Origin of the sequence: Streptomyces sp. NPDC051105 (assembly GCF_040682795.1) — a bacterium.
GTDB lineage: Bacteria > Actinomycetota > Actinomycetes > Streptomycetales > Streptomycetaceae > Streptomyces.
Map to the genome: position 1 here is coordinate 15,487 of NZ_JBFBBR010000024.1, position 25,187 is coordinate 40,673.

The following is a 25,187-nucleotide window of genomic DNA, read 5'->3' on the forward strand; positions in this document are numbered from 1 at the left end:
ACGCCGCCGGGTCCGTGCGGCGGGCGACAGGTGTCGGCGCCGTCGCCCCGGCCCCCCTCCACGTGCCGGCCTCGGCGGAGGCGGCCGCACCGAGGAGCGTCCCGGGCACACTGTCCCGCCGATCGGGGAGCGGGCGACCGTGCCGGAGCGCCTCCCGCGGCGGCGGGCGGTCCCCTCCCCCGGCTTTCCGGGCGCGCCCGCGGCCGTCACGTGACACTTGAGGGAAGCGACCGGCGAGCGGGACGGGGAGGCGAGGACGGTGATCGCCGTCAATCCGACGGACAGTGCCTCGTTGCTCGCCGCCTTCGGTGCGCTGGCCGTACTGGTGGTGATCTTCGCCGAGTCGGGACTGCTGGTCGTCGGCTTCTTTCTGCCGGGTGACACCCTGCTCTTCCCGGCCGGTGTGCTGTGCGCGGCGAGCGCGGACCGGCCGCCCCGGCTGGAGCTGTGGCAGGTGCTGGTGTGTGCGGCCGTCGGTGCGGTGGCGGGCGGCCAGGTGGGCTATCTGATCGGACGGCACGGCGGCCGCCCGCTGCTGGCCCGCACCTCCAGTCCGCGGGTGAAGTCCGGGGCGGCCCGGGCGGAGCGGCTGCTGGCCCGCTACGGGTACGGCAAGGCGCTGGTGATCGGCCGCTTCGTGCCGCTGCTGCGGTCGGTGCTGCATCCGGCGGCCGGTGCGCTCGGGGTGCCGGTGCGGCCGTTCACCCTCTGGCAGGCCATCGGTGGTGTGCTCTGGTCGCAGACCTTCGTCCTCGCCGGGTTCGCCCTGGGCTCGTCGGTGTCGCACATCGACCGCTATCTGCTGCCGCTGATCGGCGTGATCGTCGTACTGTCCCTGCTGCCCGCGCTGGCCGAGGCGCGCCGAGCGCGGCGGGACCGCTGAGGGCTCAGGGTTCCCAGTGGGCCGGCGTGGGCGGCGACGGCGGCGAGTCGGTGGGCGCGGTCGCCAGGGCGCACCATCTCGTTCGCACCCGCGGCCGGCGGCGACGGGGGCTGACCGCGCCGCGCCGTCATCGGATCGCCGTTCCGGGAAGACAGCTCCGCCCCGGGCCGTTGAACGCGCCAGCACGGTCGCTGTGTGGCATGCGGCACAGGGCCGTCGCGGCCTGTCCGAACGGATGGAGAGCGGTGATCACGCGATGAAGGCGGTGCGGTTCCACGCGTACGGCGGGATCGATGTGCTGCGGGTGGAGGAGGTGGAGCGTCCGGTGCCCGGCCCCGGGCAGCTGCTGGTCGAGGTCCGCGCGGCCGGGATCCAGCCCGGTGAGGTGATGATCCGCGAGGGCGCGCGGCACGGACGCTGGCCGGCGGTGTTCCCCTCCGGGCAGGGCAGCGATCTGGCCGGCGTGGTGACCGGGGTCGGCCCCGAGGTGCGCGGTTTCGCGGTGGGGGACGAGGTCCTGGGCTTCACCCACAACCGGGCGAGCCACGCGGAGTTCGTCGTAGTCGACGACGTGAACGTGGCCTCCCGTCCGCAGGGACTGCCCTGGGACGTGGCCGGGTCGCTGTACGTGGCCGGCACGACCGCGTACGCCAGCGTGTTCGCGGTGGATCCAGGACCGGCGGACACGGTCGTGGTCTCCGGCGCGGCGGGCGGCGTGGGGTCGCTGGCCGTGCAGCTGGCGCGGCGGCGGGGCGCGACGGTGATCGGGCTGGCGGGCGAGCGGAACCACGCCTGGCTGACCGAGCGTGGCGTTGTCCCCGTCACGTACGGGGAGGGCGTGGCCGAGCGGATCCGGCGAGCCGCGGGCGGGAAGGTGGACGCGTTCATCGACACCTTCGGCGACGGCTATGTGGAGCTGGCGGTGGAGCTGGGTGTGCGGCCCGAGCGGATCAACACGATCCGCGACTGGCAGGCCGCGGCCAAGGTCGGAGCGCGGACCTACGGGGAGGGTTCGGCGGCGTCCGCGGTCGTGGTCGGCGAACTCGCCCGGCTCGCGGCGCGCGGGGAGCTGGAGGTCCCGATAGCCCGCGCCTACCCGCTGGCGCAGGTGCGGGACGCGTTCCGCGACCTGGAACAACGGCACACCCACGGCAAGATCGTGCTCCGTCCCTGACCCCGCCGGACCCGCACCGTCCGGGCGGGTCCGCGCCGTCCGCGCGGGTCCGGCGGACGGCCGACCACCTCCCCTCGCCGAGATAGGCAGGCAGCCTGCTATAGGCTGACAGGTAGCCTGCCTAATTCTGGGGCCGTGCATACGGGACGAGAGGAGCAGCACCTTGGGAATCACCGCCGATGTCGCCTCCGTACGGCAGGAAAAGGCCCCGCCGGACAAGCCCTTCGGGGCCTCCTTCGTGACCCCGCTGTACATGGGCGCCGTACTCAACCCGATCAACAGCTCGGTGATCGCACCCGCCCTGGTGGCGATCGCGGCCGCGATGCACACCTCCGTGGGCGGCACCGCGATCCTGATATCGAGCCTGTATCTGACCAGCGCGATAGCCCAGCCGGCGGCCGGGCGGCTGGCCGAGGAGTTCGGGCCCCGCCGGGTGTTCTTCGCCGGCATCTTCCTCGTCCTCGTCGGCGGTGTCCTCGGCGCGGCCGCGCAGAACATGCCGTCCCTGATCGCGGCCCGGGTGCTCATCGGGGCCGGCACCTCCGCCGGCTACCCCTCCGCGATGCTGCTGATCCGCCGCAGGGCCAAGGCGACCGGCATGCGGCAGCCGCCCGGCAGCGTCCTCGGCGGCCTGGCGATCGCGGGCGCCGCCACCGTCGCCGTCGGCCCCGCCATCGGCGGCCTGCTGGTCGGCCGGCTCGGCTGGCAGACGGCCTTCTGGATCAACGTCCCCGTCGCGGTGGCCGCCTTCGTCATGGCCGCGGTCTGGATCCCCAAGGACACCGACCGGGTGCGCGGGCGGTCGGCGCGCACCCTCGTCTCCCGTCTCGACCTGGCCGGCATCGTCGGCTTCGGCGGGGCGCTCACCGCGCTGCTGGTGTTCCTGTCCTCGCTCCCCGCCCCGGAGTGGCCGGCCCTCGGCGTGTCCGTCGCGGTCGCCGCCGTCCTCGTGGCCTGGGAGCTGCGCGCCGCCAACCCCTTCCTGAACGTCCGGCTGCTCGCCTCGAACCTCGCCCTCACCCGCACCTACCTGCGCAACGGCCTCACCCTGCTGGGCACTTACGTGATCCTCTACGGGCTCACCCAGTGGCTGGAGGCCTCCCGGGGACTCACCGCCTACCAGTCGGGACTGGTCCTCGTCCCGATGGGTGTCCTGTCGGCGGTGTCCGCCCGGGTGGTGTCCCGGCGCGGCCGGGTCCGCGCACTGCTGAACGTCTCCGCGCTGCTGCTGCTCGTGGGCGCCATCGCCACCGTCTTCGTGGACGGCGGCACGCCCGTGGCCGTGGTGATCGCGATCACCGCGGTGTTCGGCCTCACCTCGGGGGCCGGCACGGTGGCGAACCAGACGGTCCTGTACCAGGAGGCGCCGCACGACAGCGTCGGCACCGCGTCCGGACTGCTGCGCACCTTCGGCTACATCGGCTCCATCGCCTCGGCGGCCATCACCGGCACCGCGTTCCACACGCACGTCGACGACACCGGTCTGCGGCACATCTCCTGGGCGCTGGTCGGCATAGCCGCCGTCGTCCTCGTCATGACGGTCCTCGACCGGCAGCTGGCGCACACCGACCGGCGCCCCACCCCCTGACCGCCAACCTCCACCGTCCGGAACCGTCCGGAACCACCGGAACCAACCGGAACCATCCGGCAAGACAAGAAAGTTCAGGCAATGACCACCACCGTCCCGCACCTCGACCCCACCCGCACGGCCCTGTTCCTCATGGACTTCCAGCCGGCCGTCCTCGCCGCCGTCGCCGACCCGGACCAGGCGCTCTCCCGCGCCCACGCGGCCCTGTCCTGGGCCCGGTCGAACGACGTCCAGGTCGTCCACGTCCGGGTCGCCTTCGCCCCGGAGGACTTCGCCGCCGTACCCGAGCTCAACAAGTCCTTCGCCCCGGTCGCGCAGAGCGGGTTCCTCGCCGACGGCAGCCCCGAGGCCGCACTGCACGAGTCGTTCGAGGTGCGGGAGCGGGACATCACCGTGCGCAAGACCCGGATCAGCGCCTTCGCCAGCACCACCGACGTCCGTGAACTGCTGCGCAAGCAGGGCATAGACACCCTGGTCCTCGCCGGGCTGTCCACCGGCGGAGTGGTGCTGACGACCCTCCGGCAGGCGGCCGACGACGACTTCGGGCTCTACGTCCTCAAGGACGCGACCGGCGACCCGGACCCCGAGGTCCACCGGGTCCTGACGGAGAAGGTCTTCCCGAGCCAGGCGCACGTCATCGAGACCGGCGAGCTCCAGGCGCTGACCAAGACCGCCTGAGGCCACACGGCAGAGGTGCCCCTCCGGGTCGGAGGGGCACCTCTGCCGTGTGCCGAACCCCCGGCCAGGCCGTCACCGCCCGCTGTCCGCGATCCTGTTCATGATCGCCGCGGCCTTCAGCAGGGTGTCGCGCTCGTCCGGCCGCAGATACGCGTCGATCGCGGCGCCGAGCCAGGTCGCCCGGGCGACCGGGATCATCCCGAACAGGGCCCGCCCCTCGGGCGTGGCGTGGATGAGGGTCTTGCGGCCGTCGCCGGGATCCCTGCTGCTGGCGATCAGGCCCCCGGCGCGCAGCGACGCGAGCGTCTCGGCCATCGACTGGCGGCGCACATGCTCGGCCTGCGCCAACTCACTGGCCGTGACCGGGCCCTCCTCGACGATGCGGCCCAGCGTGGTCAACTGCGACCAGCTCCACCGCATGTCGCTGGGGGCCGACTCGGTGCGCAGCCGGGCGCGCAGCCGGGTCATCGCCTTCATCAATTCGGCGGCGACCTCGGCCTCCGGCCTAGGGTCACTGGTCATCGGTCCAGCCTACCCAGCGCCGACCGGGCATTTTAATCAACTATTTGCGCGGTCAAGCATTTTGCGGGGGCTATATTCAAATCGTGAGCACCTCCGAAAGGCGTCGTCAGACCGACGAACCGTCCCGATCGCCGTCGAGCGGGGCGCAGCTGATCGGACGTGCCGCCGAGCTGGAACTGATCGACTCGCTGCTCGCCGGTCCCGGTCAGGGCAGCTCTGGTCTCCTGCTGCACGGCGAGCCGGGGGTGGGAAAGACGGCGCTGCTGGACGCCGCCGCGGTACAGGCCACGGCGTACGGGATGCGGGTGCTGCGCGCCGCCGGCGCACAGGCCGAGGCCAGGATCGCGTTCTCGGCGCTGCACCAGCTGCTCTACCCGGTGCGCCACGATGTCGACCGGCTGGCCGAGCACCATCGGGACGCCCTCCACCAGGTCTTCGATCTCGCCCGGAGCCCGGCTCCGGAGTCCCTGGTGTCGACGGCGGTGCTCGCCCTCCTGGAACTGACCACCGCGGAACGCGCGCTGCTGCTGATCGCCGACGACGTGGCCTGGTTCGACGAGGCCAGCGCGGCCGTCCTGGGATTCGTCGTACGGCGGATCGCGGACGCCCCGATCGTCTTCCTGGCCGCCTCCCGGATCGGGACCGAGGACCTCTTCCGCCGGTCCGGGCTGCCCGAGCGCACGGTCGAGTCGCTCGACCCGAGATCGGCGGGCGCCGTCCTGGACGCCTGCTCCCCCGGGCTGGCCCCCGCGGTGCGGCGGCGGCTGCTGGCCGAGGCCGACGGCAACCCGCTGGCGCTCCAGGAGCTGCCCGTACCGCTCACCGAGGCAGCGCGCCGGCCAGGATCCGCTGCCCGACCGCCTCCAGCTGTCGCGACGCCTGGAAGCGACCTGCGCCGGGCTGCTCGCCGACCTGCCCGCCCCGACCCGCAGGCTCATGCTGCTGGCGGCCCTGGACGCCGACGCCGGGCTCACCGTGCTGCGCACCGCGGCGCAGGGGTCGGCCCACATCGACGACCTGGTCCCGGCCGAGCGGGCCGGTCTGGTCCGCGCGCCCGCGGCCGGCTGCGGTCTCACGTTCTGTCACCCGCTGATCGCCACGGCCGTGGTGGACCTGGCGTCGCCGCGCGAACGCCGGGCCGCGCACGAGGCGCTGGCCGCCGCGCTGGCCGACGATCCCGAGCGCCGGGCCTGGCATCTCGCGGAGGCAGCCGCCGCGCCCGACGAGTCGGTGGCGCGGGCGCTGGACGAGGCGGCGCTGACCGCCTGGCGGCGCGGCACCGGTTCCGCCGCCGAGCTGCCGGCGTCGGTCGGAGCGCTGTTCTCCGACCGGCGGCGGATCGCCGCGTCCGCCGCGGTCACGGCGCTGATGCGGGCCGGCGAGCTCAGTCCGCACCCGGTCGACCGGTCCCGCCGCCTGGTGGAGGCCGCCTTCCTCGCCACGATGACCGGCCAACTCGACCAGGTGAACCGGCTGTTGGCGGATGCGGGGCAGACCCCGGACACCCAGACCGGGCTGGTCTTCGCCGCCACCGCCCATCTGCTCACCCACGACGGGGGTGATGTCGACACCGCCTACCGGCTGCTGGCACAGGCCCTCGACCACGCCTGCGAGGCCGAGAAGGGCGACTGGGACCGGCTCGGCATCCTGTACACCCTGCTGCTGGTCAGCCTCTACACCCTCAGACCCGAGCCGTGGAAGCTGCTCGACACCGCGATGGCCCGGTTCCCGCCGGAGGCGGTCACCCCGTTCCGGCTCTGCTACGACGCGTACGTCGACCCCACCCGCAAGTCCGACGCGATCCGGGAGGGGCTCGCGGACGCGTTCGCCGAGCTGACCATCGACGCGGCCCCCTGGCAGATCGTCCCGCTGGGCTTCGCCGCCGTGGCCATGGACGCCCTGTCCGACCACCGGCGCCTGCTGCTGCGCATGATCGACCGAGAGCGGGACGGCGGCGCGATCGGCATGGTGGTCCCGGCGCTGCTGCTGCTCTGCCAGGACTCCTACGTCCACGGGCTGTGGGACGAGGCGGAACGGCTCGCCGAGGAGGGGCTGGACCTGGCGTCGGCGTACGGGTACCAGTTCTGGGAGCGGCAACTCCGGGCCGTGCTGGCCTCGGGCGCGGCACTGCGCGGCGACGCGGATCTCGCCCGTACCCGCAGTGAGGAGACCACCACCTGGGCGGCGCCGCGCGGTATGGACGTGACGGAGGGCTACGCGCGGTCGGCGCGCAATCTCGCGGCCATCGGCCAGGGCGACTACGAGGAGGCCCTCGTCCAGGCGGCGCGGATCGGGCCACCCGGTGCCCCCACCCCCGGTGTGCCGGGTCGGTGGATGGTCCTGGACTTCGTGGAGGCGGCGGTCCGCACCGGCCGTCTCGAGGACGCCCGGGCGCACGTGCGCGCCGCCCAGGAGGCCGGGATTCCGCGGATCGGGCCGCGTACCGAGCTGATCACGGCGGGGGCGGCCGCCGTGGCCGCCGACGACGCGGAGGCCGCCGCCCTGTTCGAGGCCGCCCTGGCCCTTCCGGACTCCGGACGCTGGCCCTGGGACTTCGCGCGCATCCAGTTCGCGTACGGCCAATGGCTGCGCCGTACCCACGACATGGCCGGGGCGCGGACCCAACTGGGCGCGGCCCTGGAGACTTTCGACCGGATCGGCGCCGAGATGATGGCCCAGCGGGCCGCGGCCGAACTGCGCGCCACCGGTGTCTCCGTCGCCCGGCCCGACGTGGCGCCGGAGCAGCTGACCGCCCAGGAACGGCAGATCGCCGAGCTCGCGGCGACCGGCCTGAGCAACAAACAGATCGGCGAACGGCTGTTCCTGTCGCACCGCACGGTCGGCTCTCATCTGTACCGCGTGTATCCCAAGTTGGGCATCACCTCACGTGCCGCCCTCCGTGGCGCGCTGGAGGCGATGGCCGCCGCGCACCAGGACGAGGAGACGCCGTAGCGCACGCGGGGCAGTAGCGGAACCAGTCGAATGACGGGTGGCCACCGGTGGACAGCGCCCACGCCGCGACCCCAGCATCGTCCACGGCATCTCGGCGGTCTTCGCCTCGTCTGAGGTGCGGCGCAGGCACCGCACGCAGTCACTTGACGGCTGAGCGGCCAATTTCCTTGCTTGACAAAGCACATAGTAGTCCCGGCATACTCGATGGCGACAACCCGGCGACCCACGGCACGGAAGGCCCGCATGAACCTCGGCATCGCCATCGCGGATTTCAGCCAGCCCGGCGGTCCGGCGGGCATCGCCCGTCACGTGGCGCGACTCGCCCGTAGTGCCGAGGAGTTCGGCTTCACCCGGATCGCCGTCATGGACCACCTCTTCCAGATCGGGATCGTGGGCGCCTCCGAGCAGGAGATGCTGGAGGCGTACACGACGCTGGGCTATCTGGCCGCGGCTACCGAGCGGGCGGAACTGCTCGCCCTGGTGACCTCGGCCGGCTACCGCGAGCCCGGCCTGCTGGCCAAGATGATCACTACGCTGGACGTCCTCTCCGAGGGCCGCGCCGCCCTGGGCATCGGCGTCGGCGCGGGCTTCAACCTCGCCGAGGCACGCGGGCTCGGGCTGCCGTTCCCGCCCGTCGCGGAGCGGTTCGAGCGGCTGGAGGAGACCCTCCGGATCTGCCTGCAGATGTGGAGCGACGACGAGAAGCCCTTCGCCGGCCGCCACTACCGCCTCGAACGCACCCTCAACTCCCCGGGCACGCTGCGCCGCCCCCATCCGCCGATTCTCATCGGCGGCTCCGGCGAGCGGAAGACGTTGCGGCTGGTCGCGGAGTACGGGAACGCCTGCAACCTCTTCCACGGCCCGGACCTCGCACGCAAACTCGACGTGCTCCGCCGACACTGTGACGACGTCGGGCGCGACTACGCCGAGATCGAGAAGACGGTCCTGCTCCCCCTCGACCCCGGAGCGCGCGGCGAGCAGGTCCCGGCCCTGCTCGCGGAGTTGCGGCGGCTGGACCGCATCGGCATCGACCATGTCATCGGCCCGGTCCGCGGCGCCGACCAGCATGCCGCGCTCCGGCTGCTGGGCGAGCGCGTGATACCGGAAGCGATGCGGATCTGACCACCGTGCGCACCCCGAGACACCAGCAGAGCTATTTATTTGCTTGCTGAAGCAATAGACGAGGAGATGCAGATGACCATCACGAGCGAACACGCCGGTCACCCCCGGGCCGATGTCGTCATCGTCGGCGGCGGCTCCGCCGGCGCCGTGCTCGCCGCCCGGCTCAGTGAGAATCCGCGGCGCACCGTCCTGCTGATCGATGCGGGTCCTGACTACCCCGCCGACCGCGTCCCCGAGGGACTGCTGACCCCCCACCTGCTGGCCGACCCCGACCACGACTGGGGCTACAGCGCGCGAGCCACCGACCGCGCCCCGAGCATCGCCGCCCCGCGCGGCCGGGCCATGGGCGGCAGCTCGGCGGTGAACGCGGGTGTGGCGATCCGGGCGCGGGCCGCGGACTTCGCCGCCTGGGGCGAGCGGTACGGCATCAAGGGCTGGTCGTTCGAGGAGGTCCTGCCCACCTTCCGGGACCTGGAGAACACCCCGTCCGGCGACGACGCATTCCACGGGCGGACGGGCCCCTTCCCGATCCGCCAGTGGACCTACGAGGAACTCACGTCCCCCATGCGGGCGTTCGTGGACAGTGCGGCGGGGCTGGGCTTTTGGCGCAACGACGACTTCAACGGCGACCGGCAGGACGGCACCGGCGCCTACCCGGTCAACATCGTCGACGGGGTGCGCCGGAACACCGCCCTGGCGTATCTGACGCCGCAGGTGCGCGGCCGCCGCAATCTGACGGTGCTGAGCGACATCACGATCGACAGGGTCCTCGTCGAGGACGGCAGGGCGCGCGGTGTCGTCGAGGCGTCGGGCACCGTTCACCGGGCCGGTGAGGTGGTGCTCAGCGCGGGCGCGTACGGCAGCCCGGCCATCCTGCTGCGCTCCGGCGTCGGCCCGGCCGCGGATCTGCGGGGCCTCGGCATCGACGTGGTCGCCGACCTGCCCGTCGGGCGCCGGCTGCAGGACCACCCGTTCTTCCACTCGCTGTTCGCGCTGGCGCCCGAGCACCAGGGCATGACGTCCGCGTTCGCCGCCCATCTGTGGCTCGCCTCCCGGGAGGCGCTCCCCGGTGAACTGGACCTCGCCGTCGTGGGCACCCATCTGCTGGACGGCTCGTTCAGTCCGACCGGTGGGGCGATGGTGCTGGCGGCGGCCGTCACCCGGCCGGAGTCGCGCGGCTCGGTGCGGCTGGCCGCCCGTGATCCGCACGTCGCCCCGGTCATCGACGACAACTACCTGGCGACGGACCGGGACCGGCGTCGCATGCTGGAGGCGCTGCGGCTGGTGCGCCGTCTGGTGGGCAGCGCGCCCCTCTCGGGGACGGTGGCGGCGGAACTGGTGCCGGGCGACGCCATGGGCAGCGACGAGGAGCTGGCGGCGGCGATCGAGAGCGGCATCGCCACCTACGGTCATCCGACGTCCACCGCGCCGATGGGCGGACCCGAGGACCAGTGGGCCGTCGTCGACGAGACCGGTGCCGTCAAGGGGCTGGCGGGGCTGCGGGTCGTGGACGCCTCGATCCTGCCGGAAGTGCCGTCGACCGTGACCAACGCGACCACGATCATGATCGCGGAACACATGGCCCGCCGGGTGTACGGCGGTTGAGGCCGCCGTCGGCCCCTGAGGTTCAGAGAGCCGGTGTCTCGTCGCGGCCCAGCCTGCGGGCCACGGCGAGGCCCCAGGGAATGCCCAGCAGGACGACGAGCAGCAGCCCGAGCAGGAGCGGCGCTGGACGTGCGGCGCCGAGCGCAAGGGCCGCGAGGGCCACGGCGAGGCAGGTGCCGGCGAGCGGACGGTAGAGCTCCCGCTCGTCCCGCCAGGCCTCCAGGCCGGTCGCGACCAGCATCGTCGTGACCAGCACGACGGCCACGCCCCCGCACAGCACCCAGGCCGTGGCGACGGGCGTGCGGTCGGTGTGGGCGTGCTCGACCAGGCCGACCATCGCGGCCCCCATGGCGGTCACCGCCGCCGTCAGCGGTAGGTGGGTGAGCATCCAGCCGAGGGTCACCGTGCGGGTGCGCCGGGGCGGGCGGTGACCGGCGAAGTCGAAGTACGTCCACCAGGCGCCGAATCCGACCACCACGGCCACGAGCCCGACCGCGAGGCTCAGGACGGTGGTTGGTTCGGCCGCCAGCCCGTCCACGACGCCGGTCACGGTCTCGCCGAGCACGATGATGATGAGCAGCCCGAACCGCTCGACGAGCGCGTCGGTGAGGGCGAGCGCCGATTCCCGGGCCGGGGCGACCGTGAGGACCATCCAGGCGAACCCGGCGAGAAAGGCGAGGGCCAGCAGCCCCCAGGTCAGCAGGCGGGTGTCGGCCGGCAGCCCGGCGCCGGCGAAGAGCACGACCGCGCAGGCCGCCGTACCGATCACGTACAGCCGGGTGGGTTTGCGGAACTCGGCGGAGCTGCCGCGTCCGGCCAGGAACCAGAGCACGGCCAGGACGGCGAACAGGATCCCCGCGTTGACCGCGAAATGGGCGCCCTCCGCGCCGCCGGCCTCGGGGATGAACGCCCCCAGCGGGACGAGCACGAGGATCTGCAGGAGGAAGAGACTGCGGCCCCGGGCGTCGTCGTGACCGTGCAGATCGTGGTGGAGCGTGCCGTTGAGCCAGGCGATCCACACCAGCGCGAACACCACCGCGAACTCGCCGAGGCCGTGCCAGGTGAGATGCGCCGCCAGGTGGTGGGCGGCCTGGGCGACCAGGACGACCACGACCAGGTCGTAGAAGAGTTCCAGCGGGCCGACCACCCGGTGTCGCGGCTGGTCCCCGTGGACCCGCGGCGGCCGCCACAGCTGGCGGCGCAGCCGGGCCCAGTGCTCCTGGCTCTCCGGTCGCGAGGTCATACCCGCGGTCTCGGCCGAGGTCGCTGGTGCATGGCTGCTCTCCGGGTCATGGGCGGGCTGGAGGTGCGCTTCCGGCACTGTTTGACACTTGTAGATTAGCAGTCCGGCGGGCGGCGGCCAGGCCGGCGAAGCTCAGTCGAGCTTCTCCACCACCGCTTCGAACTGCCGCACCATGGCCGGTACCGACCTGCCGTCGAGGAGGTCCATGACCCGCTTGCGGGCGCTCGCCAGATGTACCGGGTAGGCGTCCTGGAGGCGCTTGAGCCCTTCCGGGGTGAGGGTCGCGACATTGCCGCGGGCGTCGCCTTCGTAGCGCCGCTTGACGACCTGGCCGCGGCCCTGCAGCGCCTCCACGACCCGGGTGATGCGGCTCGCGGACAGGGCGGTGGCCGAGGCGAGGTCCGTCATGCGAAGTTCCTGGTTCTCGGCCTCGGAGAGGTTCATCAGGACGACGTATTCGGTGAGCGTGAGCCCCGTGGAGCGCAGCAGATCGTCGTCCAGCGAGCGCGGCAGCGCGACGATGACGCGCATCAGGGCACGCCAGAAGCGTTCTTCGTGGGCGGTCAGTGGATCGTCGTCGCTCATCGCATCAGAATAGCGTGCTCAAGCAAGGAGTCTCAAGCTTCCGGCGCACGTCAGGGGCTGTCCGGCAGCCGGGCCGGACAGCCCCCGCCCCAGCCCCTCAGGCCTGCTCGACGATCTCGGCGACCGAGTCGAATTGGGTGGTAGGCGCTTGTCGTGGACCGGCGCGGGATCGGCGGCGAAGTGCTTGAAGTCGAAGGATATGCGCTCGAACGCTTCGCGGGACCCGGTGCGCGTCGAGCGCGTGAACACTGATGGTTCTTCAGATGTCCGTCCATGACGGGAAGACCGCCGCCTGGCCGTGGCAAGTGCCGTCGGCGTCAAGAAGGTTCCACATCGTGACGTCCTCTATCCAGAACCTGCGGCCGGACTTGGCGATCCTCAGCCCCCGGTAGCCGGAGGCGAATCCGCGCTCCGTCACCGACCGCACGAAGGCGTCCCTGTCCCCCTGCGCGTCCGGTTCGGCGGACAGCCGGGACGGGAGCCGGACGAACTCCTCCCAGCCGTACTCGAAGCACTTCTGGGCGGTCGTGTTCGCGTAGACGAAGACGGGATCCGGACCGGCGTCGTGGGCGAGCAGCCCGAAGGGCGCGAACTCGTAGAGCCAGCGGGCCGACTCGGAGGCGTCCGGGAACGCCGGGGGACACAAGGGGAGGCCGGTCAACCGCTCATGGCTGGAGAGGAGAAGATGTGCGAAGTCCGAGCCCCGGCTGTGCACTTCGTGGAACTTCATGGCCATCGGTGACCGCCTTTCGTCGCTTTCCGAAGGGATGGTTCCAGAGCACGTACGGCCGAAGCGCAACGGGGAGGGTTCGGTCCGCTCACCCACCGCAGCCGTGTCACCACCCCTGCTGGCGATGGCCACCGCCTCGTCCTCGAAGCGCAGGACGGCGAGGACCGGCCCGAAGATCTCCTCGCGGGCGATCCGCATGTCCGGGGTGACGTCGGTGCAGACGGTCGGCTCGAAGACCCAGGCGTTCTCGTTCCTGGAACACCAGGTGCACGGCTCGTATCTGCGGCCGCAGGCGTACGAGGTCGTCAACCGGCTCAATGCCGAGCTGGTCGAGATCCTGCGGGCGGCGCAGGCGGCCGCTGCCGCCCGCGCCGGTGATCCGCAGGTGCTGCTGTCGATGGCGTTCGGCGCGTTCGTCGGGGTCACCAAGCACTCCCGCGCCTCGGGGATCCCGCTGGGCGAGTACGACCTGGAGGGCGTCCGGCGGGCCGTGCTGAGCCTGATCGGCTTCCCGGACCCGGGCTCCCCCGGCGTCTCCCAGGACGACAGCAGCACCCGGCCGACCTCGCCGACGCGCTGCGCACCGCGTTCGCCCATCCCGGGCCGGCCCTGGTTCAGCAGGGCGGCGGCCTGCTCGATCTCCGCGTCGGCGGGGCGCACCACCGGTGGTGTGCATCAGCTTCCTTTCGTTGCGGAGGCCGGGGGCGCTCCCGGTCCTGTTCGCCTACTCGCTCAGCCGATGCACTTCGGTGACGGTGTACGACATCGAGGCGCGGAAGCCTCCAGCCGCGGGCCAGGGCGAGGTCGTTGTCCACGTAGATGTACGGGCACCACGGCACCGGCTCGTCCCCGAACCGGGCGTCCACCAGCAGCATGAACTCGCGGTACTGGCTGCGTACCGGGTCGAGTACTCCTCGTTCCCGGCGGAGAACTGCCAGTCGACGAGGAGCGCCACCACCCGCCCGTCGGACTCGGTGTCGGGGGTCAGCCCCTCAGGGAGGGTCGCCGCGGCGGCCGCCGGATCCGTCCAGAACTCGACGCCGACGATGTCACCGGCGTAGTGCCATGGCGGAGCGGGGGCGAGGTTCGCCACTCCGCGCGGCGTGGCGAGGTTCGCCACTCCGCGCGGCGACAGCGGGTAGGTGTAGCCCTTCAGCGAGGGTGCCTCCAGAGAGCGCGGGTCCAGCCGGAACGGGCCCCATGCTCTGCGCAGCCACGCGGTCCCGGCTTGGGTCAAATGACTGCTTCCCGGTAGCTGGAGGCTGCGGCCGGGTACCCCGGGGGTTCCTCGGCCGCGGTGCCTTCCCGGTCCGCGGGGCTCCCCTTATGTCCCGCACCCCGTTCGTACGGGGAGAGGAGCGGCTCGGCCACCGACCCCAGCTGCTCGGCCAGCCGCCGGACCAGAGCGGGATCGAGTTGGTCCATGACACGTCTGCGGGCGCTGGTGAGATGCGCCGGATAGGCGCCGTCCAGCCGCTGCCGGCCGGCCTCGGTGAGTTCGGTGACGTATCCGCGGGCGTCCGTGCAGTGGCGCCGCTTGGTCACCAGGCCCTGGTCCCGCAGGTTCTCCACCACCCGGGTGATACGGCTCGCGGACAGGGCCGCCGCCGAGGCCAGCTCGGTCATCCGCATGCTGTCGTCCTCGGCCTCGGACAGCTGTGCCAGGACGATGTACTGCGTGAGCGACAGGCCCGTGGCGCACAGCAGGTCCTCGTCGAGCGCCCGCGGAAGAGCGACCAGCATCCTCTGCAGTGCGCGCCAGAGCCGGTCCTCGTCGGTGTTCAGCGGACAGACGGGTTCGGGTGACTGTGCGGACATGTACCGGCCTCCCTTCCGTAGCGTCCTGGTGCTACCACTGAAGCACATCATTACTTGCTTGACAAAGCATTTTGAGCGGGGCCAAGATACTTGCCAAGGCAAGCAAGAGCGCCGTAGCGGACCAGCCGCGCGACGCCAACCGAGAGGCCAGAAGGGCATGAGCGTCGAATTGCCCCCCGCGGGGACCTACACGGTCGATCCGGAGCGGTCGTCCATCGGCTTCACCACGCGGCACATGTTCGGCCTGGGCAAGGTGAACGGCACCTTCCGGGTGGAGTCGGCGAGCATCACGATCGCCGAGCCCGTCACCGAGTCGGTCGTGACCGCCGTCGTCGACGCGGGCAGTTTCCACACGGGGACCCCGCGCCGGGACGATCACGTGCGCTCCCCCGCCTTTCTGCACGCGGAGCGCCACCCCGGGATCCGCTTCGAGTCGACCGGGGTGAGCCGGGGCACGGCCGGCGTCTGGGTCGTCCAGGGCCACCTCACCGTCCGCGGTGACCGTGCGCCGGTCGAGCTGACGGTGGACGAGCTGTCCGTCGAGAACGGCTCACTGAGGATCTCGGGCTCCGCGACCGTCGACCGGTACCGGCACGGGCTCACCGCGGCGAAGGGGCTCGCGGCACGTCATCTGCGGCTCTCCCTGTCCGCCACCGCCGATCCCGACCCCGGCCCGACGGCTCCGGCCGCCGGCGCCACGACGGTTTCCGCCGTCGAGACCGAGGCGGCTCCCGCCGCCGGAAGCAAGGCGGCGTCCGCCGCCGAGACCACAGCACAGCGAGAGGAATTCCCCATGGCCCCCAAGGTCGCCGTCGTCTACTACTCGTCCACCGGTACCGTCCACGAGCTGGCGGAGGCCGTCGCCGACGGCGCCCGCAAGGAGGGCGCGGAGGTACGGCTGCTGCGCGTGTCCGAGCTGGCGCCCGAGGAGGCCATCGCGAGCAACGACGCCTGGTCGGCGCATGCCGCGGCCACCAAGGACGTCCCGGTCGCCACCGCGGCCGACATCGAGTGGGCGGACGCCGTGGTCTTCGGCACCCCCACCCGGTTCGGCAACATCGCCAGCCAGCTGAAGCAGTTCATCGACACGCTCGGCGGCCTGTGGGCGCAGGGCAAGCTGGCCGACAAGGTCTACAGCGGCTTCACCGCCACGGCCACCGCGCACGGCGGCCAGGAGTCCACGCTGCTCGCGCTCTACAACTCCGTCCACCACTTCGGCGGCATCCTGGTGACCCCCGGCTACACCGACCCGGTGAAGTTCGTCGACGGCAACCCCTACGGCACCAGCCACGTCAACGGCCAGGGTGCCATCCCGGTCGACGACACCGCCCGTAACGCCGCCGAGTACCAGGGCAAGCGGGTCGCCTCCATCACCGCGCGCTTCACGGCCGCGTAACCGGCGTCGACACGGGCGGCCGGGTGCCGGCGGCGGGGGTGTCGCCGGCACCCGGTCAGGTCACCGCATACGGCTGTCCGCAGTCCGCTGTCACGCCTCGCCGCGGCCGGCCAGCCACTCCTGCTCCGCGCCCGGTTCGGGCAGCACCTGGCCGCCCTCGACGGCGGACCTGGCGGGGCTGTCCTCCAGCACCACCATGACGTGGCTCTCCGCCACCCCGGTGACCCGGGCGGCCGCCGAGGACAGCTCCAGCGCCAGCCGGGTCGCCTCCTCCTGCGGATGTCCGCGCCGGACCCAGCCGCTGACGATCAGCGGGGCCCCCGGCATCCCGCCGGCGAAGACGCTGTCCGGCGGCGGCTCGGAGAAGATCACGTTGACGTAGCCCGGTGGCACATGGTTGACCGCCGCGTGGATCCGGGTGATCTCGGCCGCCAGCGCGGCCTTCGACTCACTTGTCAGAGTTCCCTGCGCTGCGGTGCAGGTGTAGACGGGCATTTCGGCTCCTCCTCGGACGGGGCGGAATCGCTCACGGCAACGACGGAAGGGCTGTGACGGCCGTGATGGAAGCAGTGGTCCTGGGTGTGGACCGGAAGATCGTGCTGGAGTCGAGGCCCGAGCCCGGCCTCCGGCCCGATCAGGTGATCGTGGAGGTCGACCTGTGCGGCATCTGCGGCACCGACCTGCACGCGCCGCAGATGCCGCAGGTCTACCGCGGCGGTTTCGTCATGGGCCACGAGCCGTCCGGCCGGATCAGCCGCGTGGGGGACGCGGTCGAGGGCTGGGAGGTGGGCCAGCGGGTCGCCGTCAACCCGAACGGCAATGTATGCGGCCGCTGCCGGTACTGCCTCTCGGGGCGCCCCAACTTCTGCCGGCAGGCCACGATGGAGACCGCGCTCGGACTCCAGACGGACGGCGCCCTCGCCCGGCGGATGGCCGTCTTCCCCGGTACCTTGCGGGCGCTGCCCGCGTCGATGGGCCGCCTGGAGGCGGCCTGGGTCGAGCCGACGGCCACGGCCCTGCGCGCGGCGGTGCTGGCCGGCGATCTGAAGGGGGCCACGGTCGCGGTGTTCGGCGGCGGCCCGATCGGACAGCTGGCCTGCCGTATCGCCGCCCACCGGGGCGCGGAGCGGATCGTACTGGTGGAACCGGCCCCGGAGCGCCGCCGCTTCGGCCCGGCCTCGGGCGCCGGTCTGACGCTGAGTCCGGCCGAATCCGGTACCGAACTCGCCGAGTCCTCGGTGGACGTGGTGTTCGAGTGTTCGGGCAACGCGGCGGCGCGGGCGGAGGCCCTGCGGCTGCTGGCCCCCGGTGGGGTGCTGGTCAACGTGGGCGGAGGGCCCGGCGGCGGCTTCGACCCCGATGTCGTCCTGCTCAAGGAGATCACCATCCGCGGATCCTTCGTGTACGGCTCCGAGTTCGACGACGCCATCGGTCTACTCGCCCGTGGCGCCGTCCGGGTCGACGACCTCACCACGGAGATCGCCCCGGTCGGGGAAGCCCTGCGCGCCATCGACGCCCTCCGCTCCGCCGAGGTCATGAAGGTGTTCATCGCACCCAACGGCTGACCCCACGGTCCGCCCGGCCGCCGGGTTCCGGCTTCGGTCATCCGACTGAGACCGGAACTGCGGGAGACGGCCGGCGATCCGGGGCGGCACGAAGTCGTCGTATCAGCAGGCACGTCAGTCATCGGACGGAATGCGTGGCGGTCATGCGTGGGTCAGGATGAGGTGGATCATCCCCCCCCACCGGACCCGGCACGAAAGCTGGCAGGTTGCCATGACCCCACAAGCCACTGTCCGAACCGTGACCTACGATCTGCTGCGTTCTCTCGAACTGACCACCGTCTTCGGTAATCCGGGGTCGACCGAGCAAACGTTCCTGCAGGAGTTCCCCGAGGACTTCACCTACGTACTGGCCCTGCAGGAGGCCTCCGTCATCGCCATGGCCGACGCCTTCGCCCAGGTGACCGGCCGACCCGCGCTGGTCAACGTGCACTCCTCCGCCGGGCTGGGCAACGCCGTCGGCAATCTGGTCGCCGCCTACCACGGCAACACCCCGCTGATCGTCACCTCTGGGCAGCAGCACCGCGAACTGGTGATCGGCGAGCCCTATCTGGGCAACCGCGAGGCCACCACGCTCCCCAAGCCGTGGGTGAAGTGGGCGTACGAACCCGCCCGTGCCGAGGACGTCCCGGAGGCGTTCCTGCGCGCCTACGCCACGGCGCTGCAGCCGCCCGCCGGGCCGGTCTACCTGTCCATCCCGATGGACGACTGGAAGCAGCCGCTGTCCGGCTTCACCCGAATGCGGACCTTCAGTGACCGGATGCTGCCCGACCCGGACCGGCTCCGTTCCTTCGCCGACCGCATCTCCGCCAGCAGCCGTCCCGCACTGGTCTTCGGACCGGAGGTGGACCGCGCCGGCGGCTGGGACGTCGCGGTCGCCCTGGCGGAGCGGCTGCGCGCGACCGTCTACGGGGCCCCGCTGCTGGACCGCGCCTCCTTCCCCGAGGACCACCCGCTCTTCCGCGGGCCGCTCGGCATGTCGGTCAAGACCATCAGCGACCGCCTGGAGGGACACGACCTGGTGGTCGTGATCGGCGCGGAGGTCTTCCGCTACTACCCCTACGTCCCGGGCTCCTACCTGCCGGACGGCACCGAGCTCCTGCAGATCACCGGCAACCCCGACGTCGCCGCGTCCGCGCGCGTGGGCGACAGCCTGCTGGGCGACCCCAAGGCGGCGATCGAGCAGCTCCTGGGCCTGGTCGAGGAGGGCACCGCCCGGACCGCTCCGCAGCCGATGGAGCGCCCCCGGGTGGTCCCGCAGGCACCGAACAGCCCGCTTACCCCGCCGGAGGTCTATGCCGCGCTGAGCAGCGTCAAGCCCGCGGACGCCGTCATCGTCAACGAGTCGACGTCCACCATGACCCAGCAGATCGAGTGGCTGCCCACCACCCGGACCGGTTCCTTCTTCGCCACGGCCAGCGGCGGCATCGGCTGGGGTACACCGGCGGCCGTCGGCGTCGCGCTGGCCGACCGGCAGCGGGGCGTGGCCCGGCCGGTCGTGGGACTGATCGGCGACGGTTCCTTCCAGTACTCGGTGCAGGCCATCTGGACGGCGGCGCAGCACCGGCTGCCCATCGTCTACATCGTGATGCGCAACCAGGAGTACTCCATCCTCAAGTCGTTCGCCGTGCTGGAGGAGACCCCGGGCGTCCCCGGGCTCGACCTGCCCGGGCTCGACATCGCCGCGCTGGCCGGCGGCTTCGGCTGCCGCGCGGTCGACGTCGACACGACCGAGGACCTGCAACGCGAGTTCAAGGCGGCGCTGGCCGCGGACACCACCACCGTCATCGTGGTGGCCACCCAGCCCCAGAAGGCGATGCTGTAACGGGAGCAGTGATGGATCTCGGACTCAAGGACCGCGTCTACGTCGTCACGGGCGGCACCCGCGGCCTCGGTCTGGCCGCCGCCCGTGAACTGACCGCCGGCGGAGCGAAGGTGGTGGTCAGCGGGCGCAGCACGCACTCGCTGGCCGCGGCCGAGGCGGAGCTCGGCGGCCCCGGGCAGGCCGTCGGTGTCGTCGCCGACAACGCCGACCCCGGGACCCCGGACCGGCTGATCGCCTCGGCACACGAGGCGTTCAAGAGGCTGGACGGCGTTCTCATCAGCGTCGGCGGCCCGCCGACGGGCACCACGGACGCCATCGACGACGAACAGTGGCGTACGGCCTTCGAGTCGGGCTTCCTGGGCGCGGTGCGGCTGTCGCGGGCCGTCGCCGCGCAGCTCGGCGAGGGCGGGGTGATCGGTTTCGTCCTGTCCACCTCGGTGTACGAACCGATCCCCGGCCTCGCCACCTCCAACGCCCTGCGCCCCGCGCTGGCCGGTTACGCGAAGACCCTCGCGGGCGAACTCGGCCCCCGGGGCGTCCGGGTGCTCGGCCTGGTACCGGCCCATATCGGAACCGACCGCACCCTCGAACTCCAGTCGATCACCGGCGACGCCGACAGCACCGCCGCGGGCATCCCGCTGCGCCGGCTCGGCACTCCGGAGGAGTTCGGCCGCACCGCCGCGTTCCTGCTGTCGCCCGCCGCTTCCTACGTCACGGGGTCCATGGTGACGGTCGACGGCGGGACCCGGGCCAGTTTCTAGCCGTCAGTCATCCCCAACTTTCCTTGACACACTCCTGCTTGAACATAATGCTTGCCGACGAAAGCAATTTGTTCGGGCGGGAGAAGTCAATGACCACACAGACCCCGGGCGGCCCGCTGCGAGCCGCCCTGGAGGCGCCCGCGTTCCAGGCGGACCCGCATGCGGTACTGCGGACGCTGACGGAGTCCGCATCCGCACACCGCTGCGAACCTGAGGGCGCTCCACCGCAGTTGCTCGTCACCGGGTACGACGCGGCACGCACGGTGCTCACCGATCCGCGGGTGTCCAAGCGGAGCGAGCGCGCGGGCCTTGAGCCCGGCTGGCTGATGAGCGGGGTACGGGACGAGGTCGGGGTCGACTACATGCTGACCGTGGACCCGCCCGAGCACACCCGGCTGCGCAAGGTGGTGGCGCGCGCCTTCACACCGCAACGCGTCGAGGCCCTGCGGCCGCGGACCCGGGAGATCGCGTCCCGGGCGGCGGCGGCCGTACTGGCCCGGGAGACACCGGAGTTGGTCGACGGCTTCGCCGCCCGCGTCCCCCTCTCCGTGATCTGCGAACTGCTCGGCGTGCCGCTGACGGACCGGGACCGGTTCAGCTGGGCCTCCGAGCAGGTCGTGGCCCCGGTCGCCGGTTCGGACCGGGAGGAGGCCTACGTATGGCTGAGCGGGTACCTGGCGGAGCTGACCGCGGACAAGCGGGCCGCACCCGGACCTGATCTGCTGAGCGCACTGGCCGTCGACACCGACGAGGACCGGCTCACCGACCCGGAGCTGATCGGCATGGCCTTCCTGCTCCTGATCGCCGGGTACGAGACGACCGCGAACCTGATCAGCACCGTACTGCTCGGCCTGGCTCGGCAACCGGACCTGCTGCGGACCCTGCGCGCCGATCCCGGTCTGATCTCCGCGGCGACGGAGGAGTTCCTCCGCCTGGACGGGCCGGTGGTGACCGCCACCGAACGGTTCGCCACCGAGGACATGCGGGTCGGGGAGGTGCCGGTGCGGCGCGGGGACATGCTGCTGGTCTCCCTGGCGGCGGCGAACCGGGACCCGGCCCGGTTCGAGGAGCCGGACACCTTCCGCCTCGGGCGTCCGGCCGGCGGCCATCTCGCCTTCGGGCACGGCGTCCACCACTGCCTGGGCGCTCCGCTGGCGCGGATGGAGGCCGAGGTCGCGATCACCGTGTTCGTGCAGCGCGTGGAGCGCCTTGCCCTGGCCGTGCCCGAGGCCGAGCTGGAGTGGGCGCCGGGCCTGCTGATGCACGGGGTCCGGCGGCTTCCCGTGTCCGCCGTGCTCTCCGGAGACTCCAGGGACTCGGGGGACTCCGGGGGCGCCTCCGTCTAGACGGAGGACACGGGCACCAGCCGCCCCCGGGAGATGAGGGAGGCCGCCTTCTTCAGGTGGTGGACGCTGATGCTGACGCCGTAACCGTCGATGCCCGGGGTCGCGGCGATCCGGGTGGTGAGAAAGCGGTAGAAGTCCTCGGGATCGCGGGCGATGACGGTGACCATCAGGTTGCGCTCCCCGCTGATGGCCCCGACGAAGGGGACCTCGTCGTGCCGGGCGGCCTCCGCACCGACCCGCTCCAGGTGGGCGGGGGCCACCCGTAGCCACAGGACGGCGTGCAGCCAGTGGCCCAGCCGCTCCGGGAGCAGTTCGACCTCGTACTCGAGAGTGCCGGAGCTCTCCAGCGACTCCAGCCGCCGGGCCACCCGGGACAGGGACCAGCCGGTGAGTTCGGCGAGCCGGGTGTGGGTGGTGCGGCCGTCCTCGGCCAGGGCGTCCAGCAGCGGGGTGTCCTCGTCGGCGGGCGGGAGCGGGGGCCCGGGGGTGAGCGGCGGCCGCTCCGAGGTCAGCCGCCGGACCTGCTCGGGGTCGAGGTTGTCGCCGTAGCCGGTCCAGCCGGCGGTGCCGGGGGCGTCGTAGTTGTGGATGATCAGGTCGATGCTGACGTCCAGGACCGAGGCGGACCTCGGCAGCTGCCGGAGCAGCACGTCCTCGCGGGGCATGTCGAGGGGCGCGCGGATGACGCAGATGATCTCCGAGCCGCCCGAGGCCAGATGGGCCCAGGAGATGTCGGGGCGGCGGGCGAGGGCCTCGGCGAGCGGGGCGACCCGGTCGGGGCGGCAGCGGATGCGGGCGACCCACTCGGCGGCGCCGTACACCCGCCGGTTGACCAGTCCCACCACCCGGAGCGCGCCGCTGCGGCGCAATGCCTGGTAGCGGCGGGCGGCGGTCTGCTCGGAGACGCCCACCACCTCGCCGATCCGGCGGAAGGGCAGCCGGGGCGCGCACTGCAGGGCACGGAGGATCTTTCTGTCCACGTCGTCGAGCATGATGGAAGTGTGGCACGCAGCCCGGCAATCTGGAGGATTCTGCTGCCGGAGAGGTGGATGGTTGGTGGTTGCGCGAGCGGGACCTGATGCTGTGGCGGCGGGGTTCCCACCGGAAGTCCGTACGACACAGGCCGCCGGGTTCGCCGGGGCCTCGACCGCGGTGCGGTGCGCCGCGAAGGAGTATCTCCGTGAACGTCACGACACCGGCGAGCGCGCCGGTCGAGCGACGGGCGGCCACGATCGTCATGGCCTGCCTGGGCGTCTTCGTCGCCTATCTCCCTGTCACCACCGTCGCCGTGAGCCTGCCTGCCCTGCAGGGGGCGCTCAACGCGTCGACGGCCCAGCTGTCGTGGGTGCAGGACGCGTTCGTGCTGCCGATGGCCGCGTTCATCCTGACCGCCGGCGTCTTCGGGGACGTCCACGGGCGCAAGAAGGTGTTCCAGGCCGGCCTGCTCTTCTCGGCGGCGGGCGCGGTCACCGCCCTGTGCGCGCACTCCGTCGAGGTCGTCTGGGCCGGGCAGGCCCTGGCCGGTGTCGGCGCGGCCGCGCTGCTGCCGACCACGCTGGCGCTGATCAGCCATGTGGTGCCCGACCACCGGGAGCGCGGGAAGTACATCGGCATATGGGCCACCTGCCTGATGGCGGCCCTGGCGGTCGGTCCGGTGATCGCCGGTGTGGTGGTCGCGCACTTCTCCTGGCGCTGGATCTATCTGCCGGCCGTCCCGGTCGCGCTGCTCTCCGTCGCCGTCGCGGCCCGGCAGCTGACCGACTCCCGGGCTCCGCACGGCCGCCGACTGGACTGGCCCGGCCAGCTCACCGCCACGCTCGCGATCACCGCGCTGGTCTACGGCGTGATCGAGGGCGGCGCCGGCTCGTTCACCGACGCCAGGGTGATGGTGGCGCTGTTCACCGCCGTGGCCGCCGGTGTCGCCTTCGTCCTGGCGGAACGGCGCAGCGACAGCCCGATGCTGGACCTGAGCCTGTTCCGCAGCCCCGCCTTCACCGCCACCACACTGGTCGCGATGATCAGCTTCCTGGCGCTGATCGGGTTCTTCTTCGTCCTCAGCCTCTACTTCGGCATGGTGCAGCGGCTGGACACCCTGGAGGCCTGCTGGCGGCTGCTGATGGTCACCGGGGCGGCCCTGCTGGTCGGCGGTCCGGCCGGGCGGCTGATGCACCGGGTCTCGGCCCGCTGGATGATCACCGGCGGTCTGCTGCTCGTCGCCGCCGCCCAGTTCGCGCTGACCGGGCTGGCCGCCGACACCTCCTTCGCCTCGGCCGCCTGGCGGCTCGCGCTGCTGGGCCTGGGCATGGGCTTCGTCATGACCCCCATGACGGCGACCGCGGTGGCCTCCGTACCGCACCACCTGGCCGGCATGGCCGCGGCGGGCAACAACGCGTTCCGGCAGGTCGGCGGCGCTCTCGGCCCGGCCGTGCTGGGCGCGTTGCTCACCACCCGGGCGCTCGGCGCGCTGCCTGGTCACCTCACCGACGCGGGGGTCACCGGCGCGACGCAGGACCGTATCGTCTCGGTCGCGCAGTCGGACGGTCTGGGCGCCGTCGCCACGCTGGACCTGGGAGCACAGACCGGGCAGGCGATGGGGGCGCTCGGCGACTCCTTCCTGGACGGGATGCGCCTGTGCCTGATCACGGCGGGGAGCCTCACCCTGCTGGCCGCCCTGGTCGCGGCGGTCCTGCTGCGCGCCCCCCGGCGGCAGCCCACGTTGAAGGCGGCGGGCGACACCGCCGGCGAGAAGGCATCGGCCGTGCAGGGCGCCTGACGGCAAGGCATCCCGAGGACACCGCTGGGGGGGTCCTCGGGATGCCTTGCCGCTGAGCCGCACCTCGTGGCCGTTGCGGAACGGTGTGCGTGTGGCCGCTCGCGGCGTTGGCCGCCGCGGTAATTCCGACGGAGCCTGCGGTGGCGACTCCTGCGAGGGCGACCGCCGCCGCCCGACGTCCGTGGATGCGCTTCATGGTGCGCATCGGTTTCTCCTCTCCGCTCTCGACGTGACGGCCGGGTACGACTAGCGCGTGCGTGACAAGGAGTCGCGTGCCCGGTCACGCACGATCTCGGCCAGGCGGGCGGCCTGCTCGTCCGCGGCTTGGGGTCCGTTGCCGGTCAGCAGGGAGTGGTCGGCGTCCCAGATCACCTTGACGGCCGAGGGGTTGAGGGCGAGGTTGACGTCGTAACCGGCTTCCTTGAGCGCCACGTCGACGTAGTAGGACAGGCGCGTGCGTTCGCCGGGCACCTTGGGGTACTGGAACCCGAGCATCGCCCTTTCGCCGTACTTGGGCACGGTGGTGATCCGTGCCCCCTTGAAGGCGTGGTCGGGATCGGTCGTGACCTTGCCGCGGGTGGCGGACGGTCGGCTGCAGATCTGGCTGACACGGTACTCGGGGTG

Annotated in this window: 22 protein-coding genes and 3 pseudogenes; 15 read left to right on the forward strand and 10 right to left on the reverse strand. The window is 72.2% G+C overall.

The annotated features are described in order from the left end of the window. Window positions 1-259: 259 nt before the first annotated feature. From AB0N16_RS38380 to AB0N16_RS38395, 4 genes are all read left to right on the forward strand, one after another. Window positions 260-883, forward strand: coding sequence for a DedA family protein (locus AB0N16_RS38380; protein WP_365805291.1), 624 nt, complete (start codon window positions 260-262; stop codon window positions 881-883). A gap of 256 nt (window positions 884-1,139) precedes the next feature. Then, complete coding sequence (locus AB0N16_RS38385; protein WP_365805293.1) at window positions 1,140-2,057, forward strand: NADP-dependent oxidoreductase; 918 nt, start codon at window positions 1,140-1,142, stop codon at window positions 2,055-2,057. A 163-nt stretch (window positions 2,058-2,220) separates the two neighbouring features. Next, window positions 2,221-3,645, forward strand: a complete 1,425-nt coding sequence (locus AB0N16_RS38390; protein ID WP_365805118.1) for an MFS transporter — start codon at window positions 2,221-2,223, stop codon at window positions 3,643-3,645. Window positions 3,646-3,726: 81 nt separating this feature from the next. Continuing rightward, the gene (locus AB0N16_RS38395) at window positions 3,727-4,323 is read left to right on the forward strand and encodes an isochorismatase family cysteine hydrolase (protein ID WP_365805120.1); all 597 of its coding nucleotides are present in this window, start codon (window positions 3,727-3,729) and stop codon (window positions 4,321-4,323) included. 72 nt (window positions 4,324-4,395) lie between these two features. On the opposite strand, the gene AB0N16_RS38400 is transcribed toward AB0N16_RS38395, so the two are convergent. Continuing rightward, complete coding sequence (locus AB0N16_RS38400; RefSeq protein WP_365805122.1) at window positions 4,396-4,845, reverse strand: MarR family transcriptional regulator; 450 nt, start codon at window positions 4,843-4,845, stop codon at window positions 4,396-4,398. An 83-nt stretch (window positions 4,846-4,928) separates the two neighbouring features. Here AB0N16_RS38400 and AB0N16_RS38405 point away from each other — a divergent pair. The 4 genes and pseudogenes from AB0N16_RS38405 to AB0N16_RS38420 all read left to right on the forward strand — a co-directional run. Further along, window positions 4,929-5,405, forward strand: a pseudogene (locus AB0N16_RS38405) (ATP-binding protein); the annotation flags it as partial. Window positions 5,406-5,781: 376 nt separating this feature from the next. Beyond that, window positions 5,782-7,797 carry a LuxR C-terminal-related transcriptional regulator gene (locus AB0N16_RS38410; RefSeq protein ID WP_365805124.1) on the forward strand — a complete coding sequence of 672 codons (2,016 nt, stop codon included), beginning with the start codon at window positions 5,782-5,784 and terminating at the stop codon, window positions 7,795-7,797. A 243-nt stretch (window positions 7,798-8,040) separates the two neighbouring features. Continuing rightward, window positions 8,041-8,919, forward strand: a complete 879-nt coding sequence (locus tag AB0N16_RS38415) for an LLM class F420-dependent oxidoreductase (protein WP_365805126.1) — start codon at window positions 8,041-8,043, stop codon at window positions 8,917-8,919. Between the two features lie 72 nt (window positions 8,920-8,991). Further along, the gene (locus AB0N16_RS38420; RefSeq protein ID WP_365805128.1) at window positions 8,992-10,524 is read left to right on the forward strand and encodes a GMC family oxidoreductase N-terminal domain-containing protein; all 1,533 of its coding nucleotides are present in this window, start codon (window positions 8,992-8,994) and stop codon (window positions 10,522-10,524) included. Window positions 10,525-10,546: 22 nt separating this feature from the next. Here the strand turns inward: AB0N16_RS38420 and AB0N16_RS38425 are convergent, their stop codons facing one another. From AB0N16_RS38425 to AB0N16_RS38450, 6 genes and pseudogenes are all read right to left on the reverse strand, one after another. Next, window positions 10,547-11,767: a low temperature requirement protein A gene (locus AB0N16_RS38425; RefSeq protein WP_365805130.1), complete on the reverse strand. Its 1,221-nt coding sequence runs from the start codon at window positions 11,765-11,767 to the stop codon at window positions 10,547-10,549. A gap of 132 nt (window positions 11,768-11,899) precedes the next feature. Next, on the reverse strand, window positions 11,900-12,352 hold the full coding sequence (locus AB0N16_RS38430) for a MarR family transcriptional regulator (RefSeq protein WP_365805132.1): 453 nt from the start codon (window positions 12,350-12,352) through the stop codon (window positions 11,900-11,902). 259 nt (window positions 12,353-12,611) lie between these two features. Next, complete coding sequence (locus tag AB0N16_RS38435; protein WP_365805295.1) at window positions 12,612-13,088, reverse strand: MEKHLA domain-containing protein; 477 nt, start codon at window positions 13,086-13,088, stop codon at window positions 12,612-12,614. Window positions 13,089-13,205: 117 nt separating this feature from the next. Further along, window positions 13,206-13,328, reverse strand: a pseudogene (locus AB0N16_RS38440) (aldehyde dehydrogenase family protein); the annotation flags it as partial. A 368-nt stretch (window positions 13,329-13,696) separates the two neighbouring features. Continuing rightward, window positions 13,697-13,957 carry a hypothetical protein gene (locus AB0N16_RS38445; protein WP_365805134.1) on the reverse strand — a complete coding sequence of 87 codons (261 nt, stop codon included), beginning with the start codon at window positions 13,955-13,957 and terminating at the stop codon, window positions 13,697-13,699. Between the two features lie 358 nt (window positions 13,958-14,315). After that, on the reverse strand, window positions 14,316-14,900 hold the full coding sequence (locus AB0N16_RS38450; protein ID WP_365805136.1) for a MarR family winged helix-turn-helix transcriptional regulator: 585 nt from the start codon (window positions 14,898-14,900) through the stop codon (window positions 14,316-14,318). A 157-nt stretch (window positions 14,901-15,057) separates the two neighbouring features. Here AB0N16_RS38450 and AB0N16_RS38455 point away from each other — a divergent pair. After that, window positions 15,058-15,534: pseudogene (locus tag AB0N16_RS38455) on the forward strand (YceI family protein); the annotation flags it as partial. Between the two features lie 159 nt (window positions 15,535-15,693). After that, complete coding sequence (gene wrbA, locus AB0N16_RS38460) at window positions 15,694-16,296, forward strand: NAD(P)H:quinone oxidoreductase (RefSeq protein WP_365805296.1); 603 nt, start codon at window positions 15,694-15,696, stop codon at window positions 16,294-16,296. A 90-nt stretch (window positions 16,297-16,386) separates the two neighbouring features. Here the strand turns inward: wrbA and AB0N16_RS38465 are convergent, their stop codons facing one another. Continuing rightward, window positions 16,387-16,791: a tautomerase family protein gene (locus AB0N16_RS38465; RefSeq protein WP_365805138.1), complete on the reverse strand. Its 405-nt coding sequence runs from the start codon at window positions 16,789-16,791 to the stop codon at window positions 16,387-16,389. Between the two features lie 53 nt (window positions 16,792-16,844). On the opposite strand from AB0N16_RS38465, the gene AB0N16_RS38470 reads away from it, so the two are divergent. The 4 genes from AB0N16_RS38470 (at window position 16,845) to AB0N16_RS38485 (ending at window position 21,790) form a co-directional block, all read left to right on the forward strand. Next, window positions 16,845-17,861 (forward strand): alcohol dehydrogenase catalytic domain-containing protein, encoded by a 1,017-nt coding sequence (locus AB0N16_RS38470; RefSeq protein ID WP_365805140.1) that lies wholly within the window; start codon window positions 16,845-16,847, stop codon window positions 17,859-17,861. 238 nt (window positions 17,862-18,099) lie between these two features. Continuing rightward, window positions 18,100-19,683 carry a benzoylformate decarboxylase gene (gene mdlC, locus AB0N16_RS38475; protein ID WP_365805142.1) on the forward strand — a complete coding sequence of 528 codons (1,584 nt, stop codon included), beginning with the start codon at window positions 18,100-18,102 and terminating at the stop codon, window positions 19,681-19,683. An 11-nt stretch (window positions 19,684-19,694) separates the two neighbouring features. After that, complete coding sequence (locus tag AB0N16_RS38480) at window positions 19,695-20,444, forward strand: SDR family oxidoreductase (protein WP_365805144.1); 750 nt, start codon at window positions 19,695-19,697, stop codon at window positions 20,442-20,444. 89 nt (window positions 20,445-20,533) lie between these two features. Continuing rightward, window positions 20,534-21,790, forward strand: coding sequence for a cytochrome P450 (locus AB0N16_RS38485; RefSeq protein ID WP_365805146.1), 1,257 nt, complete (start codon window positions 20,534-20,536; stop codon window positions 21,788-21,790). On the opposite strand, the gene AB0N16_RS38490 is transcribed toward AB0N16_RS38485, so the two are convergent. Next, complete coding sequence (locus AB0N16_RS38490; protein WP_365805148.1) at window positions 21,787-22,782, reverse strand: Lrp/AsnC family transcriptional regulator; 996 nt, start codon at window positions 22,780-22,782, stop codon at window positions 21,787-21,789. The two genes, AB0N16_RS38485 and AB0N16_RS38490, sit on opposite strands and share 4 nt — an antisense overlap. Before the next feature lie 188 nt (window positions 22,783-22,970). Between AB0N16_RS38490 and AB0N16_RS38495 the strand changes: the two genes are divergently transcribed. After that, the gene (locus tag AB0N16_RS38495) at window positions 22,971-24,563 is read left to right on the forward strand and encodes an MFS transporter (RefSeq protein ID WP_365805150.1); all 1,593 of its coding nucleotides are present in this window, start codon (window positions 22,971-22,973) and stop codon (window positions 24,561-24,563) included. Window positions 24,564-24,809: 246 nt separating this feature from the next. On the opposite strand, the gene AB0N16_RS38500 is transcribed toward AB0N16_RS38495, so the two are convergent. Beyond that, a complete protein-coding gene (locus tag AB0N16_RS38500; RefSeq protein ID WP_365805152.1) occupies window positions 24,810-25,082 on the reverse strand; it encodes a hypothetical protein in 273 nt (90 codons plus the stop codon). Between the last annotated feature and the right edge of the window lie 105 nt (window positions 25,083-25,187).

Bases quoted from the DNA above. Each gene is read 5' to 3' on its own strand.
- AB0N16_RS38410 (WP_365805124.1), top strand. From the start codon at position 5,782: ATGCTGCTGGCGGCCCTGGACGCCGACGCCGGGCTCACCGTGCTGCGC.
- AB0N16_RS38485 (WP_365805146.1), top strand. From the start codon at position 20,534: ATGACCACACAGACCCCGGGCGGCCCGCTGCGAGCCGCCCTGGAGGCG.
- AB0N16_RS38395 (WP_365805120.1), top strand. From the start codon at position 3,727: ATGACCACCACCGTCCCGCACCTCGACCCCACCCGCACGGCCCTGTTC.
- AB0N16_RS38430 (WP_365805132.1), bottom strand. From the start codon at position 12,352: ATGAGCGACGACGATCCACTGACCGCCCACGAAGAACGCTTCTGGCGT.
- AB0N16_RS38490 (WP_365805148.1), bottom strand. From the start codon at position 22,782: ATGCTCGACGACGTGGACAGAAAGATCCTCCGTGCCCTGCAGTGCGCG.
- AB0N16_RS38465 (WP_365805138.1), bottom strand. From the start codon at position 16,791: ATGCCCGTCTACACCTGCACCGCAGCGCAGGGAACTCTGACAAGTGAG.
- AB0N16_RS38400 (WP_365805122.1), bottom strand. From the start codon at position 4,845: ATGACCAGTGACCCTAGGCCGGAGGCCGAGGTCGCCGCCGAATTGATG.
- AB0N16_RS38445 (WP_365805134.1), bottom strand. From the start codon at position 13,957: ATGCTGCTGGTGGACGCCCGGTTCGGGGACGAGCCGGTGCCGTGGTGC.
- wrbA (WP_365805296.1), top strand. From the start codon at position 15,694: ATGGCCCCCAAGGTCGCCGTCGTCTACTACTCGTCCACCGGTACCGTC.
- AB0N16_RS38425 (WP_365805130.1), bottom strand. From the start codon at position 11,767: ATGACCTCGCGACCGGAGAGCCAGGAGCACTGGGCCCGGCTGCGCCGC.
- AB0N16_RS38420 (WP_365805128.1), top strand. From the start codon at position 8,992: ATGACCATCACGAGCGAACACGCCGGTCACCCCCGGGCCGATGTCGTC.
- AB0N16_RS38435 (WP_365805295.1), bottom strand. From the start codon at position 13,088: ATGGCCATGAAGTTCCACGAAGTGCACAGCCGGGGCTCGGACTTCGCA.
- AB0N16_RS38415 (WP_365805126.1), top strand. From the start codon at position 8,041: ATGAACCTCGGCATCGCCATCGCGGATTTCAGCCAGCCCGGCGGTCCG.
- AB0N16_RS38385 (WP_365805293.1), top strand. From the start codon at position 1,140: ATGAAGGCGGTGCGGTTCCACGCGTACGGCGGGATCGATGTGCTGCGG.
- AB0N16_RS38480 (WP_365805144.1), top strand. From the start codon at position 19,695: ATGGATCTCGGACTCAAGGACCGCGTCTACGTCGTCACGGGCGGCACC.
- AB0N16_RS38450 (WP_365805136.1), bottom strand. From the start codon at position 14,900: ATGTCCGCACAGTCACCCGAACCCGTCTGTCCGCTGAACACCGACGAG.